Source organism: Parafrankia discariae, assembly GCF_000373365.1.
Lineage (GTDB): Bacteria > Actinomycetota > Actinomycetes > Frankiales > Frankiaceae > Parafrankia > Parafrankia discariae.
This window is the reverse complement of sequence record NZ_KB891256.1, coordinates 1-15,589: the sequence shown is the minus strand read 5'-3', so window position 1 is coordinate 15,589 and position 15,589 is coordinate 1. Positions and strand designations below refer to the sequence as shown.

Sequence of the window (15,589 nt, the reverse complement as noted above, 5' to 3'; positions counted from 1 at the left end):
CCGCGGATCCCGTGTGACCGCCCACCGCCGCGACCGGCGCCCGGGCGGCGGACCCGACCGCGAAGGTGAGGGACGTCCATGGCCCCGTCCGACCCCCCGCACGACTCCGCCCCGCCGGACGGGGCCTCGTTCGCCGCGGCCGCCTTCGACCGGGCCGCCTTCGAGGCCGCCGCCGAGCTGGGGCGCGCGGAGAGCGGACTGGTGGTGATCTCCACCAGCCGCGCCGACGGGACCATCCAGGCCTCCGTGGTGAACGCCGCGTTCATGCCCCATCCGCTGCCGGCCGATCCGCGGGAACCCGCGCCGGTCGTGGCCTTCGTGACCTACGGCCGGGCGAAGCTGGCCAACCTGCGCCGACGGCCGCAGATCAGCGTGACGTCGCGGTCCGGGTGGCGGTGGGCCACCGTGGAGGGCCAGGCACAGATCATCGGGCCCGACGACCCGCACGAGCACGTCGACGCGGAACGCCTCCGGCTGCTGCTACGGGAGATCTTCACCGCCGCCGGCGGCACGCACGACGACTGGGACACCTACGACCGGGTGATGGCCGAGCAGCGCCGCGCCGCCGTCCTCATCCATCCGGCCAGGGCCTACGGCCCCTGACCACCCGGCGAAGCTGACCACCCGGCGGCGGCGGCGCGGAAACCGCCGGCAGGCACTGGCATCAGGGGCCGCCGTCAGGACCCGGCGGGTGGCAGGGCGCTCAGCAGCGGGGCGAGGACGTCCCCGGCCCGCCGGATCGCGGTGTCGTCGACGTCGAGATGGGTGACGATCCGGACCGTCGTCGGGCCGGCCAGGCCGACGAGCACCCCGCCGTCCGCCGCCCGCCCGCAGAACACCACCGCGTCGGGGACGTCGACGAGCACCATGTTCGTCTCGGTGCGCTCCGGGTGGACCCGCCCCGGCGCCGCGTCGGCGAGCGTCACGGCCAGCCCGGCGGCCCGGCGATGATCGTCGGCGAGACGGTCGACGTGGTGGCGCAGCGCGTGCAGGCCGGCGGCGGCGAGCACCCCCGCCTGGCGCATCCCGCCACCGAGCCGCTTACGCCACTCACGGGCCCGTTCGACGTGCTCGGCGCCACCGACGACGAGGGAACCGACCGGGGCACCGAGGCCCTTGGACAGGCAGACCGACAGCGTCCCGAAGACCGCGCCGAGGCGGCGCGGGGGGACGTCGAGCGCCACCGCCGCGTTCCACAGGCGGGCACCGTCGCAGTGCAGCACCACCCCGGCGTCCGCGGTGATCGCCCGCAGCCGGTCGAGGCGCTCCAGCGGCCACACCCGGCCACCGGCCCGGGCCCGGGTGTTCTCCACCGCCAGCACACTCGTGCGGACCATGTTGTAGTTGTGCGCGGCCGGGAACGCGCGCAGCTGGGCCGCGATGTCGGCCGGGTCGAGGGCGTCGGCGAGACCGGTCAGCGTGCGGGTCTGCACCCCGCCCAGGGCGGCGAGCCCACCGAGCTCGTAGGTGACGATGTGCGCGTCGGTGTCGGCGACGACCTCGGTGCCCACCGGGGCACCGGCCCGCAACGCACAGAAGTTGCCCATCGTGCCGCTGGGCACGAACAGCGCGGCCTCATGCCCGAGCAGCGCGGCGGTGTGCTCCTCGAGCTCACGCACGGTCGGGTCCTCGCGGTAGACATCGTCGCCGACCTCCGCCTCGGCCATCGCCCGGCGCATGCCGGGCGTCGGTCGGGTGACGGTGTCGCTGCGCAGGTCGACCGGCAGATCGGCGGGCCGTGCTCGCGGGGGCTGGACGCTCACCCTCCCGACGTTAGCCCGCGCCCGACCCCCGTCCGGCCGCGGGCCGGACGAGACCGGCCCGGCCCGGCCCGGGTCAGGTCACGGTGATCTGCGTGGACATGCCCTGCGCCTCGTGGTTGCCGACCGGGCAGTAGAGCTTGTAGGTGCCCAGGCCGAGGGTGACGGTGAGCCCCTCGGACTGGCCCGGCCCCAGGTCGGCCGTCTCCGAGTCGCCCAGGCCCGGCCCCTCGATCTCCAGGGCGTGCGTCACCTGGCCGTCGTTCGTGGTGACGAACGTGTAGGTGCCCGCGGTGAACGTGTCCTGGGAGAGCTTCAGCGCGAACTCGGTCGCGGTGACCATGACCGTCGTGCCGGTCGCCGCCGGCGCCGACGAGACCCCCGCGGTCGCGGTCGCGCCGGCGCTCGGCGCGCCGGTCCACGGCGCGGTCGTGGCCGCGGCGGGCCGCGAGGCCGCCGGCGCGGCGGCGGTGTCGTCACCACCCCCGCAGGCGGCGGTGAGAGCGAGCACCAGGACGCCGCTCGCCAACGCGGCCACGGTACGTGCCTGCGCACGGTGCATCACGTGTTCTCCTGTTCCCTGCAAGGACCAGCACCTCGAAAGGGCCGGGAAACCGGTGCGGACGGGAGATGTCACGCGGCGCGGGCCGGCCGGGTTCACCGTGACCGCTGTCACCCGTCCGACAGCCCGCCCGGTGAACCGGACGGCCCGCCGGCCCGTGAAGGGGGGATGTGGGACTGCGCCGCGCCGGCCGGCCCAGGGTGGACGACCCCGGGGCCGTGTTCGTGCGCGCCGTGCACGCCGAGCACGGGGCGGCGCTGCTCGCGTTCACCACCCGGCTGACCGGTGACCGCGGCCGGGCCGAGGACGTCGTGCAGGAGACGCTGCTGCGGGTCTGGCGGCAGGCACCGAAACTCGACGCCGACGACCGGCCGCTGCGCCCGTGGCTGTTCACCGTCGCGGCCCGGATCGTCGTGGACGAGCAGCGCGCCCGCCGAGCCCGCCCGCCCGAGCTGCCCGGCGACGTCCTGGCCTCACTGCCCGCCGGTGACGACCTGGAGCGGGCGATGGAAAGCTGGCAGGTGGCGGAGGCGTTCCGCACGCTCAGCCTGGAACACCGCGCCGCGCTGGTCGAGACGTACTTCCTCGGCCGCTCGGTGGCCGAGGCCGCCGCGGCGCTGGGCATTCCGCCGGGCACGGTGAAGTCCCGGGTCTACTACGGCCTGCGCGCGCTGCGGCTGGCGCTGGAGGAGCGGGGGTGGGCGCCATGACCGACACCTGCCCGGCGCTGCGCGTCGCGCTCGGCTGCTACGTGCTCGGCGCGCTTCCCCCCGGGGAACGCGCCGCGGTGGAGACACATCTGGACAGCTGCCCCGACTGCCGCGCCGAACTGACCCGGCTCGCCGGGCTGCCAGGCCTGCTCTCCCGCCTACGCCTCGCCGACGTCACCGACCCCCCGGCCACGGCCCCCCGGGAGACCGACTCCCCGCGGACCCATCCCCGGCGGACCGATCCCCCGGGAGCGGATTCCCCCGCCGGCACCGACAGCGCCGCCCTCGACCGGGCGCTCGCCGGGCTAACCCGGTCCCGGCGGACGGCACGCCGACGGCGCACCCTGGCCGCCGTGGCACTCGCCGCCGTCGTCGCCGGCGGATCGATCGCGGGCACCGTGGCACTGACCTCCTCGGCGGACGGGCCGGCGGGCCGGATGGTCTCGGCGACCGACGCGACCAGCCAGGTGTGGGCGCAGGTCTGGGTGGCCGACGCCCCCTCCGGCGCGGGCTTCACCATCCGGCTGTGGGGGGTGCGGCCGGGAACGACCTGCGCCCTGGTCGCCGTGTCCGAGGACGGCAGCAGCGACACCGCGGCGACCTGGACCGCCGACTACCACGGCGCCGTCGACGTGCGCGGAACCTCCGCCATCCCGGCCCGGCGGCTCGTGCGGGTCGTGGTGGTCAGCGCCACCGGCGAGAACCTGCTCACCGTCCCGGTCCACACCGCCTGACGAGAACCGATTAGCGCGCCTGATTGCGTGATTGCCGTCCGGAGCCATGACTGGGAATTCCCGGAAACGACCAGACAATGGAGAGGAGAAACCCCGGGAGATCTCCGAAGGAGTCCACCCATGGCCGTGACCACGGCACCGAACGACCGCCACACCAGCAGTAATCCGGCCGGCGACTCCCGGACCGGCGGGTCCGCGGCCGGCGACGCCCTCGCCGGCGAGTCGCACAGCTTCGACGCCTTCCTGCACTACGAGCGCCTCCAGTGGAAGGTCTCCGACGTCGGGCTGGAGAACATCCGGCACGACCTCGTCCGGCCCGAGGACATCGCCGTCGCCAAGGGTGTCGTGCTCGGCGAGGCGACGTCCCTGCCCGGCCTGCACGGCTTTCTCAGCGAGTTCGCCGACGACTACGACTGCTCGGCCTTCGTGGCCATCTGGGCCTACCAGGAGCTGCAGCACCACTTCGGTTTCCGGGCGTGGCTGCGTGCTGTCGGCGTCCACATCGACCAGGCCAAGATCGAGGCGCTGCGGGAGCCCTACGAACCGGGGGTGACCCCGAGCGCCACCCTCGCCACGAACGTGATCAGCGAGATCACCGTCAACACGGTCTACCGGGCGATGGCGGCCTGGGTCCAGGAGCCCGTCCTGGCCGACCTCTACCTGCGGGCCAGCCGGGACGAGGCCGGGCACGCCCGCGAGTTCCTCCACTACCTCAGGCGGCGGCTGGCGACGCACCCCGAGGAGCTGCCGTCCGTCCTCGAACGCATCCACTTCTATGTGACGTCGTCGCGGCTGAGCCACCCGGTCGGCGTCTACAAGCACCAGCGCGTCGAGGAGCTGCGGGGCCACGAGACGGTCGACGACGTGATCGACCTCTACCTGCGCATCTCGCCGCCGGACGCCCAGGACAAGCTGCTGGCGAAGCTGCGCCGGGCGATCGGCTCGGCGATCGGCGTGCCGCTGCACAGCACCGGCGACATCCGCCGGTCGCTCGCCGCCTCGCTGGACTGAGCCCGCCACGGCGCGGGGCCGAACCCACCATGGCGGCGGCGGATTTCCCGACGCCGGGGATTATCCTTCGAGCCTCACAGAATTTCCCGTCCCCGAAAAGGTGCCGCCGCCGCCACGGACTATCCTGTTAACCTCGCCGCTACCGCGCGACCCGCACACGAAATCGACGGAACATAGGTTGCCTAGCGATTCCGGTCGCCTGGAACCGTGCGTCTTCCTGTATGAGCCGGCCCACGGGACCGGAACACACAGCCAGCGCCCGGGTTCTCCTCAGCCGTCGAAAGTGCCGGTGACCATCATCATGAAGAGCGGCACGTCGTCACCCGAACCCGACCCCGTCCGGTTCTGCGACACCACCCTGCGTGACGGCGAACAGACCCCGGGGGTCGCCTTCACCGCCCGGGAGAAGATCGCCATCGCCGTCGCGCTCGACGCCGCCGGCGTGCACCAGATCGAAGCCGGCGTCCCCGCGATGGGACCCGTCGAGGTGGACGTCCTGCGCCGCGTCGTCGCCGCGGTCGAACGGGCCGGCGTGGTCGCCTGGTGCCGCGCGGACCACCGCGACATCGACGCCGCCGTCGCCAGCGGCGTCACCGCCGCCCACCTGACCATCCCCGCCTCCGACCTGCACCTGCACACCAAACTCGGCAAGGACCGGGCCTGGGCACGGACCCGCATCCGCGACTGCGTCCTCGACGCCACCGACCGCGGCCTGCGGGTCAGCGTCGGCTTCGAGGACGCCTCCCGCGCGGACGACGACTTCGTCATCGACCTGGCCGGGGAACTCCGAGGACTCGGTGTCTCCCGGTTCCGCTGGGCCGACACGGTCGGGGTGGCGAACCCGATCACCCTGTACACCCGGCTACGGGCGCTGCTCGACGCTGTCCCCGCCCCCTGGGAGATCCACGCCCACGACGACTTCGGCCTGGCCACCGCGAACACGATCGCCGCCGTGCAGGCCGGATTCACCTGGGTCAGCACCACCGTGGCCGGCCTGGGCGAACGGGCCGGCAACGCCCCGACCGAGGAGGTCGCGATGGCACTGCGGCACCTGCTCGGCCTGCCCGTCGACCTGGACACCGCCGCGTTCCGCCCGCTGGCCCGCCTCGTCGCCGGCGCGTCACGCCGGCCGGTCCCCGCCGGCAAGGCCGTGGTCGGCGACGCCGTGTTCGACCACGAGTCCGGCATCCACGTGCACGGCGTGCTGCGCGCCCCGGCGACCTACGAGCCGTTCGACCCGGCGGAGGTCGGCGCGCGCCGGCGCCTGGTACTGGGCAAGCACAGCGGCCGCGCCGCCGTCCGGCACGCGATGGACCGTGACGGCATCGAAGCGCCCGACGAGGACCTGGAACCGATCGTCGGTCTGGTCCGCGCGCACGCCACTGTGTACAAGCAGCCGCTGAACTCCGAGCAGCTGCGGGCGATGGCCCGGCGGGTCAGGGCCCGGGGCGGAAGGTCGCGCTGATCGTGCGGATCAGCTCAAGCCGCTCCTGCCACTGAGCCTCCGGCACCCGCCAGCGCAACGCGTAGCCGTGCCCGTTGCGGACCACCCCGAAGTCCAGCACGTGCACCGTCTGCCCACCCGAGGTGAAGGTGAACTCCCACACCGCGGACGTCGTCCCGTCCGCGCCGTCGGATGGACGGATCGAGACCAGCCGGTAGCCGGCGGTCTTCTTCCGGGTACCGGGCTCCAGCTCGTGCCACGCCCCGATCGAGGACGGGCCGGCGACGTCCTGCGTCTCGACCAGCAGATCCGGATAGCCCCCGGGTGCCGTGAACGTCTCGTGCTCACGGTCACGGCGCGCCGCCGCCCACTGCCCCGGGACGGCGAGGGACCAACCGGCCGCGCCGCGGTGCGTCTCGAACCCCGCCGGCGCCGCCGCGGGCGCGGTGGCGTCCGGGATCGCCGTGCCGAGCCGGTCCAGCGACGGCACCGCCGCCGACCCGCCAGGTGTCGCCGACGCCGTGCCGGTGCCGCCCGGCGTGGCGGACGCCTCCGGTGCCGCGGCCTGCCCACCGGCCGGGCCGGTCGGACCGGTCGACGGGCCCGGCGACGGCCCGCCGCCACCCGCGGGCGTGGCGGGAGCGCCCGTACCCGACACCTGACCGGCGGACGGGCTGCCCGAACCACCGGTCAGCGCCAGCCCCAGCCCGACCCCGCCCACGGCGAGCAGCAGGGCGACGACCGCCGCCAGCAGCGCCATCCGACGGCGCCGTCGCGGCGCGGCCCCGTCCCCGGACCCGACGGCACCCGCGCCCGAGTGTGGTTCCGGGCCTGGGTTCAGGCCTGAAGCTGGGCCTGGGCCTGGGGAGCCGGGCCGGGCGGCGGGGTCGGCATCGGGGCCGACCCCGGCGCGGGGGCCCGTCCGCGGCACGGCGCCGGATCCCGGATCGTCGCCAGGCCCCGGATCGTCGTTCTCCTCGGCCACCGCCGGCCCAGGCGGGAGCGGGGGCGAGGACGGGTCCGGCTGGTCGCCGACATCGGCGTCCAGCAGCGCGTCGGCCTCCGTGTCGAACACGGTGGTCGGGTTCGGCTCCGCGGTCGCCGCGATCCGCCGCAGCTCCACCCGGGCCCGTGCCAACGACGGACGCCGAGCCGGATCCGGGTCCAGCAGCTGACTGATCACATCCTGCAACGGGCCCGCGTACCGGCTGGGACGCCGCCTGTCCTGGATGATCGCCGCCAGCGTCGCCAGCGCCCCCTCACCCGCGTACGGCGCCTCGCCCTCGACCGCGGTGAACAGCGTGGCACCCAGGCCCCACACGTCGCCGGGAACCCCCACCCGCGCGCCCCGGGCCCGCTCGGGCGGAATGTAGGCCGGCGAACCGACCACCATCCCCGTGCTGGTCAAGGTCGCGTCGCCCTCGCTGACGGCGATCCCGAAGTCGGTGAGCCGGGCCTGCCCGTCCGCGGTCAGCAGCACGTTGCCCGGCTTGACGTCCCGGTGCACGACCCCGGCGCGGTGCGCCGCCTCCAGCGCGTAGGCCAGGCTCACCCCGATGCGCGCCACCCACGCCGGCGCGAGCCGGCCAGACGCGCGGATCTCCTCGGCCAGCGACCGGCCGTCGACCAGCTCCATGACGATCCACGGCGAGTCCTCGGCGTCGATGACGTCGTAGACCGCCACCAGCCCGGGATGGCGCAGCCGCGCCGCCGCGCGCGCCTCCCGCAGCACCCGCTCACCGATGATCTCCCGCTCGGTCTCCGAGGCGAGCGGCGGCAGGCGCACCTGCTTGATGGCGACCGGACGGCGCAGGAGCAGGTCCTCGCCCTCGCGGACGATTCCCGCCCCGCCACTGCCGAGCACACGGCCCAGCCGGTAGCGGCCGGCCAGCCGGCGCTCCCGGTCAGCCGCCCGGTCGCTCTGCATTGGTTGCTCCGCCTTTTCCGGCACGACCGAATTCTCCCCGTACTACCCGCCACGGTGACCCGAAACCGCCGCAACGGACACGCGACAGCCGAGCCCGTCGCAAAACACCGAACAGGCCCCCCCGAAGAACGTCCCGCCGCGCCGATGAGTTCACCGGCCCCGACCGGTCCTACCACCGGCAGGCCGGACTGCCGCCAGCCGCCCCGACCGGGCGTCCCCGACCAGGCGGACGCCCACCCCCAACGGAGGAGACAGCGATGCCGAAGACCATTCCCTGCCTGTGGTTCGACACCGACGCCGAGGCCGCCGCCGCGCTCTACGTCTCCGTCTTCCCGAACTCGGCCGTCACCGGCGTCACCCACTACGGCCCCGACACGCACCGCCCCGAGGGCCTGGTCCTGACGGTCTCCTTCACCCTCGACGGGCAGGAATACGTCGCGCTCAACGGCGGGCCGGCGTTCACCTTCTCCGAGGCGATCTCCTTCCAGATCCTGTGCGCCGACCAGGCCGAGGTGGACCACTACTGGAACGCCCTCACCGCCGACGGCGGCAAGGAGAGCCAGTGCGGCTGGCTCACCGACCGCTTCGGCCTGTCCTGGCAGGTCGTCCCGACCCGGCTGATCGAGCTGACCGGCGACCCCGACCCGCGGCGTGCCCAGCGTGCCACCCAGGCCATGCTCACCATGGGAAAGATCAACATCGGCGCGCTCGAGCGCGCCGCCGACGCCCGGTAGCCAGCTGTCGAGGGCCAGCGGCCGGCGGCCGATGACCGGCGGCCGATGACTGGCGGCCACGGTGCGGAGCACGCCGACCGGGCCCCCGCAAGGGGACCAAGGTCGGCGCACCCGGCCCCCTTCACCACCAGGAACAGGCCACTAAGAGAGCCGCACCCACGGCACTATTTCCTTTTGAGCGTTGATCCTGCGGGAAGTTCCCTACCATCAGATCGTGGATGCGGATCTGCCCCAGCGCGCGGCCCCGGCCGGATGTCCACGCCCGCGACGAACGCGACCCGAAGGCGGCCGGAAACGATGACCACCCTCCCCCAGGCCCACGCCGAGGAGACCGAGCAGTGGCTGGCCCGGGTCGAGACGATCACCGGCCTGCTCGTCGAGCACCGGTCCCGGGCCGAGGAGGACCGCGCCACCTCCCCGGAGGTCATCGACGCGCTGCGGCAGCAGGGATTCCACCGCATGTGGGTGTCCCGCGCCCACGGCGGCGCGGGGGTGAGCCTGCGCACCGGATCGGCGGTACTGCAGGCGATCGCCCGCGCCGACCCGTCCGCCGCCTGGCAGATGGGGGTGCAGGGCGCCATCGGGCGCCTCTCCGACTACCTGTCCGACCAGGCCGCCTGCCGCATGTTCTGCAGCAGCCACGGACTCGTCGTCGGCGGCATCAACCCGACCGGCCAGGCCGTGCCGGTGCCCGGCGGCTACCGGCTCCGGGGCCGCTGGTCGTTCGCGAGCGGCGCCACCCACGCCGACTGGCTCGTCGCCAGCGCGGTCGTCACCACCGGCTGCGCCCAGCCGGCCGCGAACACCCCGCTCCCCAGGCCGACCCCCGCCCACGCCCCGACCCAGATTCCCGCCCGCGCCCAGGCACCCGTCCCCGCGCCCGCGCCGGGGAGCGCGTCGATCCGGATGCTGTGTGTCCCGCGCGGCGCCGCCACCTTCACCGACGACTGGCACGCCCTGGGCCTTCGCGGCACCGGCAGTGGGAGTTTCACCGTGGACAACGTCGTCGTCCCCGAAAGCCAGACCGTGGACGGATCCCTGCTGCGACGTCCGCCCGCCGCACGCAAGTCCCGCGGCTACGCCATCGCCTACTACGACTTCGCACCGTTCACCACCGCGTCCACCGCACTCGGCATCGCCCAGGACGCGCTGCGCGCCTTCCGCCAGCTCGCCCTCCACACCGTCCCCGCCCGCGCGAGCGAGACCCTCGCCGGCGGCCACACCGTGCAGGCCGCCTTCGCCCGAGCCACCGCCCTCGTCCGCGCCAGCCGGCTGATGCTCGAGGACGCCGCCGACCAGGCGACCGAACGGGGCGAGAGCGGCGGCGACGAGCTGAGCGCAGTGATCCGGCTCGCCGCGGCCGCCGTCGGGGAGAACTGCGTCCAGGCCGTCACCATGCTGCACGCCGCGGCCGGCGCGAGCGCGCTGCGCTCCGGCGGCGACCTCGACCGCTGCTTCCGCGACGTCCACACCGCGGCCCGCCACATCACCCTCGCCGCGACGAACTTCGAGATGGTCGGCGCCCACCTGTTCGGCGGAACACTGCTGATGCGCCGCTGACCCGCCGCGGGCCCCACGGGCCCCGGCACCGGTCAGCGCCGGCGGCGGCGGCCGGCCCGGTTCACCCGTGCGGGGTGAGCCGCAGCTCGCGGCCGGGCCACCTCGAACGCAGCCAGCGGTCATGGCTGGCGACCACGACGGCACCCGGACCGGCACCCAGCGCCTCCTCCAGCTCGTCGGCGAGCGCCGGCGAGAGATGGTTGGTCGGCTCGTCGAGCAGCAGCAACTCGGGTGGGTCCGCCACCAACAGCGCCAACGCGAGCCTGCGCCGCTGCCCGACCGACAGCTCCCCCACCCGCGTGCCGAGGTCACGCGGGGCCAACAGACCGAGCGAGGCCAGCGGCACCTCCTCCGCCCGCTCAGCCCCCAGCGCGGCCGCGTACACCTCCCGCGCCGTACGGTCCGGGCGGGCGAAGACCGTGTCCTGCGCCAGCAGGCCGACCCGCAGCCCACCCCGCCGCAGCACCTCCCCCGACCCGACGGGCGCGGCGCCGGCCGGCTCCAGGCGGCCCGCCAGCACCGCCAGCAGCGTCGACTTCCCCGCGCCGTTGGGACCGGTGAGCAGCAGCCGGTCCGTCGCCGTCACGTCGAGGCGGTCGAGGACCAGCCGGCCGGGAACCCGCATCCCCCGCAACGACACGAGCGTCCCCTGCCCCGGGCCCCCCCGAACCGGGAGGCCCGCCGGCGACGCCGGAGCGGACCCGACAGACGGGGCGGACGGAGCGGCGGCGAGCGCGCCGACCTGGAACCGCAGCGGCCGCGGCGGCCGCCGGACCTGCTCCCGCTCCAGATCACCGAGCCGACGGGCGGCGTTGCGCACCCTCCGCGACACCTGGTCCTGCACCCGGCCGGCGGTACGGCCGTAGTTCATCTTCTCGTTGTCGCGCCGCGGACGGTTCGGCGCGACCCGGCGGGCGGTCACCGCGACCGCGTGCCGCAGCGCCGCGAGCTCCTCCTGCTCCTCGGTGAACCGGCGCTCCCACCGTTCCCGCTCCGAGCGCCGCGCCCGCTGGTAGTCGGTGTAGGCGCCGCCGTAGCGGGTCGGGCCGCCCAGCGCCGGATCGAGATCGATCAGGTCGGTGCACACCGCGTCGAGGAACGTCCGGTCATGGCTCGCCGCGATCACGACCCCGGGCAGCGCCCGCAGCTGCTCCTCGAGGAACGCCGCCGCGTCGTCGTCCAGGTGGTTGGTGGGCTCGTCCAGCAGAACCGCGGCGGGCCGGCGTACCAGCAGCGCACCGAGCGCGAGCCGGCCCCGCTGCCCACCGGACAGTGAACCGAGCGTCCGGTCGGCCGGAACCCGCGCGAGACCGAGCCCGGCGAGGACGATGTCGGCCCGCCGGTCCGCGTCCCAGGCCCCGTGCTCCTCGACCCGGTCCAGACACGCGGAGTACGCCGCGAGCAGGTCGGCCTGGGCCGGGCCGCTGTCGGTCAGGCCGCCGCCCGCCGGGCCGGCGGTGGCGGAACCACCACCGGCCGCTTCGGGGGCCGTCGAGCCACCCCCGGCGAGCGCGCCGGTCAACCGGTCGAGCTCGGCGAGATCCGCGCGGGCCTCGCGCAGGGCGTCGTCGAGCACGTCCCGGATCGTCGCGGCCGGGTCGAACGGCATCTCCTGGTGGAGGAACCCCAGCTCCGCGGGCCGGACGACGCGGCCACCGTCCGGCTCGTCCACCCCGGCCAACAGCCGCAGCAGCGTCGACTTGCCGGCGCCGTTCTCCCCGATCAGGCCGATCCGCTGACCGGGCACGGCCGTCAGGGAGACACCGTCGAGAATCCTGCGCCCACCGAGCACGCGGACAAGATCATGGGCGGACAGAGCTGTTGCGGGCATGCGACACCACCAGAGCGGCTGGTTTCCTCCGCCCGCCGGGCAGTGCCTCAGACACGGGGGTCTCGGGCGCGGGGGCCTCGGGCGCGGGCGCGGGTGGTGTCAGTGCCTCATAGCGCCGCAACGGTACCCCAGGCCGGCCGGGAGTGCCTACAGGTTTTGTGACGGCTCCGTGCTCTCCGTCCGCCCGCGTCTTGCAAGATCGAAAAGACCCGCTCATTCCGTCAACGTCGTTGACTATCTTGACCCGGGGTGGTCTGCGGCGGCAGGGGGACAGCGCCGCGGCCGTGACGCTGTACGAGGACCTGCTGGCCCGGTTGCGGCGGGCGGTGGGCGGCGACCATGCGGAGTCACTGATCGCCGAACACAACCTCGCGGTCGTCGTGCGGGCGTGTGGTGACCCCCCGAGGGCCCGCGAGCTGGCCGCCGCGAGTCTTAAGCACCGTCGTCGCGTTCTCGGCGACGACCACCCGTTGACCGCGAGTTCCCGCGAGTTCCTGGCGGAGACCATCGCCTGGCAGCCGTGACGGACCCGCACGACGCGCTACAGCGCGACCGGCGGGTGAGTCAGTCGGTCAGGAGGTGTGCGGCGGTGACGGTCTGTTCGACTGGGGTGGAGGTGTCGATGTCGCGGGCGTCGGGCCAGGGGTCGGTACGGATGGCCACGCCCAGGTAGCTCCACTCGTCGGGGGCCGGGGCGTTGGCCAGGGCGGTGTGCTGCCCGGACGCGGCGGCGGCCGGGGCGGCGGCACGGTCGGCGATGCGGGCGACCGCGACCTGCGGCGGGACGACGCATCGCAGCTGAACCAGATCGGCGTCGCACTCCGTCGCCAGGTCGGCGGCCAGCGCGCGCACCCGCCGCGAGGACCAGGAGGCGTCGATCACGACACTCCTCCCCCCTTCGAGCTCCTGGCGGGCCCGCGTGAGCAGCTCCGCGTAGCTGTGCTCGCCCGCGTTCGCGCCGTGGTCCCCCGCCTCGGCTTCCGTCTCGGCAGCGCCGGACCCGGGGACAGGTCCGGCCGGCTCGCCGCGGGCGGCGTCCGAGCTCAGCAGCACCCAGTCGTCCCCGGCGGTGGCGAGGTGGCGGGCAAGTGTTGATTTGCCGGTGCCGGGCAGGCCGCCGACCAGGATCAGCCGGGGACGGCCGCGGCGCAGGTGGCTCAGCGCGATGTCGGTGAGCCGACGGGCCTCGTCGGCGCCGGCCGGATCGCCCTGGTGGTCGCGGACACACGCGGTCCTGGCGCGGACGACCGCCCGGTAGGCGATGTGGAGGTGTTCCAGGGACGCCGGGCCGGTCTCGCCGGAGAACTCCCGGTAGGCGTCGAGGAACGTCCGGGCCGCGGTGGCGTCGCCGAGGCGTTCGAGGTCCAGCGCGAGACCGGCCGCGGCGCCGAGGACGTCGCCGGCCCGCAGCGCCGGATCGACGCTGACGCAGTTGAGCACCCGTGGGCCGTCGTCGAGGCAGTAGATGTCGTCGGCGAGCAGGTCGCCGTGGCCGTCGCGGATCCGGCCGGCGGCCTGGCGCCGCGCGAGCAGCGGGCCCCGCCCGGTCAGGTAGCGCAGCGCGAGCCGGCCGATCTCGTCGACGGTGCCGGCGTCGAGGATCCGGCCGCGGAACGGGGTGAGGCCGTCCATCGCCTCCAGCCAGAGCGCCTCCAACGCGCAGAGACCACCGGTGCGGGTGATCTCGGGCGTGGTCTCGCAGCCCGCGTGGAACGCGGCGATCCGCCGGGCGAGCGCCCGCAGTTCGGTGGAGACGTCGCCGGGCACCAGGGCGGAGAGCCGGCGATCGGCCGGCAGGCGTCGCATGACGACCATGTGATCGCGCAGCGCCCCGGTGTCATCCCGGATGTCGGCGACACCGAGATACACGTCCGGGGCGAGGCGCCGGTTGAGCCGCACCTCGTCCTCGCAGGCCGTCAGCCGGGCCTCGCGGGGCCGGAAGTCCACGAAACCGTGGTTCGCCGCCCGGCGCAGCTTGTACGCGCGGTCCTCGGTGAGGAAGACCACGGCGGTGGGAGTCTGTACGGTCTCGCGGCTGTCGAGACGGATTTCCCGAACCGCCTGATCCCGGACGGGCTCGGGGCCCGGGATTTCCGACGGCTCGGGGCGGACCTCGGTGTCCTGCCCTGGAAAGGCGTCCTTCTGCACGAACATCTACATCTCCAGACCGTGTTCTGGACGAATCCCGCTCGGCCGGTCGGGTTCCGGTCCGAGCGGCCCGTGGATTACCGCGGGCCGCGATCCCACCGCGTCGACCTACGAGTCGAAGTGCGCGCGCGCCGGCCCCGCCGGACAACGGCCGGGGGGTCGGCGGGCCGTGCGATGACGGTGTCGTTCGACGAGTCCAGACATGGAGATCATCCTCCTTGGTCCGTTTCTCTGCTCCCGTTACGATCCTCCATTCGTCCCGCGCCGTCAGGTGACTTCAGGGTCCCGTTCCCACCCGACCTGCTGCCCTTTCCTCAGGGGCCGTTCGGATCGGCCCGGGGCGCTCCGGGCCGGCCGGGCCGGGGGGTGGACCTACCGGTGCTGTCGCCGTCCATGCAGGTCCGAGGCCTCGAGGCGGGGTGCGCAGCGGGCCGGGGCGGGCCTGCCGACCGGCACCGTCGGACGATCGCCCGCGCGGCAACCAGGCAGCCGAGGAACGCGCAGACGGCGACGTACTCCCACAGTCGCCTACTCCCCGCTCTGCTTCATCAGGTAGACGGCGGCCTGCGTGCGGCTCGCCAGGCCGAGCTTCTCCAGAATGCTCGACACGTAGTTCTTCACCGTCTTCTCCGACAACCCCAGCCGCGTGCCGATCTGCCGGTTCGTCAACCCGTCCGCGATCAACTGCAGGATCTCACGCTCCCGCTGGTTCAGCGTCGCCATCGCCGGGTCCTCGTTCGGCCCGTCCCGCAACCGCTCCAACACCCGCCGCGTCACCGACGGCGCCAGCAACGACTGCCCCGACGCCACCGTCCGGATCGCCCCCACCAGATCGTTGCCCCGGATCTCCTTCAACACGTACCCCGCCGCCCCCGCCATGATCGCCGAGAACAACGCCTCGTCATCGTCATAGGACGTCAGAATCAGGCACGCCACGTCCGGCAACGCCGAACGCACCTCCCGACACACGTCGATGCCGCTGCCATCAGGCAGCCGCCCGTCCAGCACCGCCACATGCGGATGCAACGCGGGAATCCGCCGCAACGCCTCCGCGGCCAGCCCGGCCTCACCGACGACCTCGATATCGTCATGCCGGGCGAGCGTCTGACGCAGACCATTACGCACGATCTCGTGGTCATCGAGAACGAACACCCGGATCTTCTCCATG

Annotated in this window: 14 protein-coding genes; 8 read left to right on the top strand and 6 right to left on the bottom strand. The window is 74.2% G+C overall.

All coding sequences use genetic code 11. The features are described 5' to 3' along the window. The first annotated feature begins 78 nt into the window (after positions 1 to 78). On the top strand, positions 79 to 603 hold the full coding sequence (locus B056_RS0129290) for a TIGR03618 family F420-dependent PPOX class oxidoreductase (protein WP_018505403.1): 525 nt from the start codon (positions 79 to 81) through the stop codon (positions 601 to 603). A 74-nt stretch (positions 604 to 677) separates the two neighbouring features. Here B056_RS0129290 and B056_RS0129285 read toward each other — a convergent pair whose 3' ends face one another. Together B056_RS0129285 and B056_RS0129280 are read right to left on the bottom strand one after the other, a co-directional pair. After that, entirely contained in the window at positions 678 to 1,763 is a 1,086-nt protein-coding gene (locus tag B056_RS0129285) for a threonine aldolase family protein (protein WP_018505402.1), read from the bottom strand. Between the two features lie 73 nt (positions 1,764 to 1,836). Next, positions 1,837 to 2,322: a hypothetical protein gene (locus B056_RS0129280; RefSeq protein ID WP_018505401.1), complete on the bottom strand. Its 486-nt coding sequence runs from the start codon at positions 2,320 to 2,322 to the stop codon at positions 1,837 to 1,839. Positions 2,323 to 2,522: 200 nt separating this feature from the next. Between B056_RS0129280 and B056_RS0129275 the strand changes: the two genes are divergently transcribed. The 4 genes from B056_RS0129275 (at position 2,523) to nifV (ending at position 6,242) form a co-directional block, all read left to right on the top strand. Then, positions 2,523 to 3,032 carry a sigma-70 family RNA polymerase sigma factor gene (locus B056_RS0129275; protein ID WP_018505400.1) on the top strand — a complete coding sequence of 170 codons (510 nt, stop codon included), beginning with the start codon at positions 2,523 to 2,525 and terminating at the stop codon, positions 3,030 to 3,032. Beyond that, positions 3,029 to 3,766 carry an anti-sigma factor gene (locus B056_RS39795; RefSeq protein WP_268258402.1) on the top strand — a complete coding sequence of 246 codons (738 nt, stop codon included), beginning with the start codon at positions 3,029 to 3,031 and terminating at the stop codon, positions 3,764 to 3,766. The genes B056_RS0129275 and B056_RS39795 overlap by 4 nt, the downstream gene beginning before the upstream one ends. 120 nt (positions 3,767 to 3,886) lie before the next feature. Then, positions 3,887 to 4,777 carry a ferritin-like domain-containing protein gene (locus B056_RS0129265; protein WP_018505398.1) on the top strand — a complete coding sequence of 297 codons (891 nt, stop codon included), beginning with the start codon at positions 3,887 to 3,889 and terminating at the stop codon, positions 4,775 to 4,777. Between the two features lie 301 nt (positions 4,778 to 5,078). After that, positions 5,079 to 6,242 (top strand): homocitrate synthase, encoded by a 1,164-nt coding sequence (nifV, locus tag B056_RS0129260; RefSeq protein WP_035753188.1) that lies wholly within the window; start codon positions 5,079 to 5,081, stop codon positions 6,240 to 6,242. Here nifV and B056_RS0129255 read toward each other — a convergent pair. Beyond that, positions 6,214 to 8,148: a serine/threonine-protein kinase gene (locus B056_RS0129255; protein WP_018505396.1), complete on the bottom strand. Its 1,935-nt coding sequence runs from the start codon at positions 8,146 to 8,148 to the stop codon at positions 6,214 to 6,216. The two genes, nifV and B056_RS0129255, sit on opposite strands and share 29 nt — an antisense overlap. A 257-nt stretch (positions 8,149 to 8,405) precedes the next feature. Here B056_RS0129255 and B056_RS0129250 point away from each other — a divergent pair, with 257 nt between their 5' ends. Together B056_RS0129250 and B056_RS0129245 are read left to right on the top strand one after the other, a co-directional pair. Further along, complete coding sequence (locus tag B056_RS0129250; RefSeq protein ID WP_018505395.1) at positions 8,406 to 8,882, top strand: VOC family protein; 477 nt, start codon at positions 8,406 to 8,408, stop codon at positions 8,880 to 8,882. Positions 8,883 to 9,179: 297 nt separating this feature from the next. Next, positions 9,180 to 10,442, top strand: a complete 1,263-nt coding sequence (locus B056_RS0129245; protein ID WP_018505394.1) for an acyl-CoA dehydrogenase family protein — start codon at positions 9,180 to 9,182, stop codon at positions 10,440 to 10,442. Positions 10,443 to 10,503: 61 nt separating this feature from the next. Here the strand turns inward: B056_RS0129245 and B056_RS0129240 are convergent, their stop codons facing one another. Next, the gene (locus tag B056_RS0129240; RefSeq protein WP_026240270.1) at positions 10,504 to 12,273 is read right to left on the bottom strand and encodes an ABC-F family ATP-binding cassette domain-containing protein; all 1,770 of its coding nucleotides are present in this window, start codon (positions 12,271 to 12,273) and stop codon (positions 10,504 to 10,506) included. Positions 12,274 to 12,503: 230 nt separating this feature from the next. Here B056_RS0129240 and B056_RS43750 point away from each other — a divergent pair, with 230 nt between their 5' ends. Then, a complete protein-coding gene (locus tag B056_RS43750; protein ID WP_230203248.1) occupies positions 12,504 to 12,797 on the top strand; it encodes a tetratricopeptide repeat protein in 294 nt (97 codons plus the stop codon). Between the two features lie 40 nt (positions 12,798 to 12,837). Here the strand turns inward: B056_RS43750 and B056_RS0129230 are convergent, their stop codons facing one another. After that, positions 12,838 to 14,427, bottom strand: coding sequence for a bifunctional aminoglycoside phosphotransferase/ATP-binding protein (locus B056_RS0129230; protein WP_018505391.1), 1,590 nt, complete (start codon positions 14,425 to 14,427; stop codon positions 12,838 to 12,840). A gap of 522 nt (positions 14,428 to 14,949) precedes the next feature. Continuing rightward, positions 14,950 to 15,588 (bottom strand): response regulator, encoded by a 639-nt coding sequence (locus B056_RS0129225; RefSeq protein WP_018505390.1) that lies wholly within the window; start codon positions 15,586 to 15,588, stop codon positions 14,950 to 14,952. Position 15,589 lies beyond the last annotated feature (1 nt).

Excerpts from the sequence above, each read along its gene's own strand:
- B056_RS0129245 (WP_018505394.1), top strand. The coding sequence starts at position 9,180 with ATGACCACCCTCCCCCAGGCCCACGCCGAGGAGACCGAGCAGTGGCTG.
- nifV (WP_035753188.1), top strand. The coding sequence starts at position 5,079 with ATGAAGAGCGGCACGTCGTCACCCGAACCCGACCCCGTCCGGTTCTGC.
- B056_RS0129240 (WP_026240270.1), bottom strand. The coding sequence starts at position 12,273 with ATGCCCGCAACAGCTCTGTCCGCCCATGATCTTGTCCGCGTGCTCGGT.
- B056_RS0129265 (WP_018505398.1), top strand. The coding sequence starts at position 3,887 with ATGGCCGTGACCACGGCACCGAACGACCGCCACACCAGCAGTAATCCG.
- B056_RS39795 (WP_268258402.1), top strand. The coding sequence starts at position 3,029 with ATGACCGACACCTGCCCGGCGCTGCGCGTCGCGCTCGGCTGCTACGTG.
- B056_RS0129280 (WP_018505401.1), bottom strand. The coding sequence starts at position 2,322 with ATGCACCGTGCGCAGGCACGTACCGTGGCCGCGTTGGCGAGCGGCGTC.
- B056_RS0129225 (WP_018505390.1), bottom strand. The coding sequence starts at position 15,588 with ATGGAGAAGATCCGGGTGTTCGTTCTCGATGACCACGAGATCGTGCGT.
- B056_RS0129230 (WP_018505391.1), bottom strand. The coding sequence starts at position 14,427 with ATGTTCGTGCAGAAGGACGCCTTTCCAGGGCAGGACACCGAGGTCCGC.
- B056_RS0129290 (WP_018505403.1), top strand. The coding sequence starts at position 79 with ATGGCCCCGTCCGACCCCCCGCACGACTCCGCCCCGCCGGACGGGGCC.
- B056_RS0129255 (WP_018505396.1), bottom strand. The coding sequence starts at position 8,148 with ATGCAGAGCGACCGGGCGGCTGACCGGGAGCGCCGGCTGGCCGGCCGC.
- B056_RS0129250 (WP_018505395.1), top strand. The coding sequence starts at position 8,406 with ATGCCGAAGACCATTCCCTGCCTGTGGTTCGACACCGACGCCGAGGCC.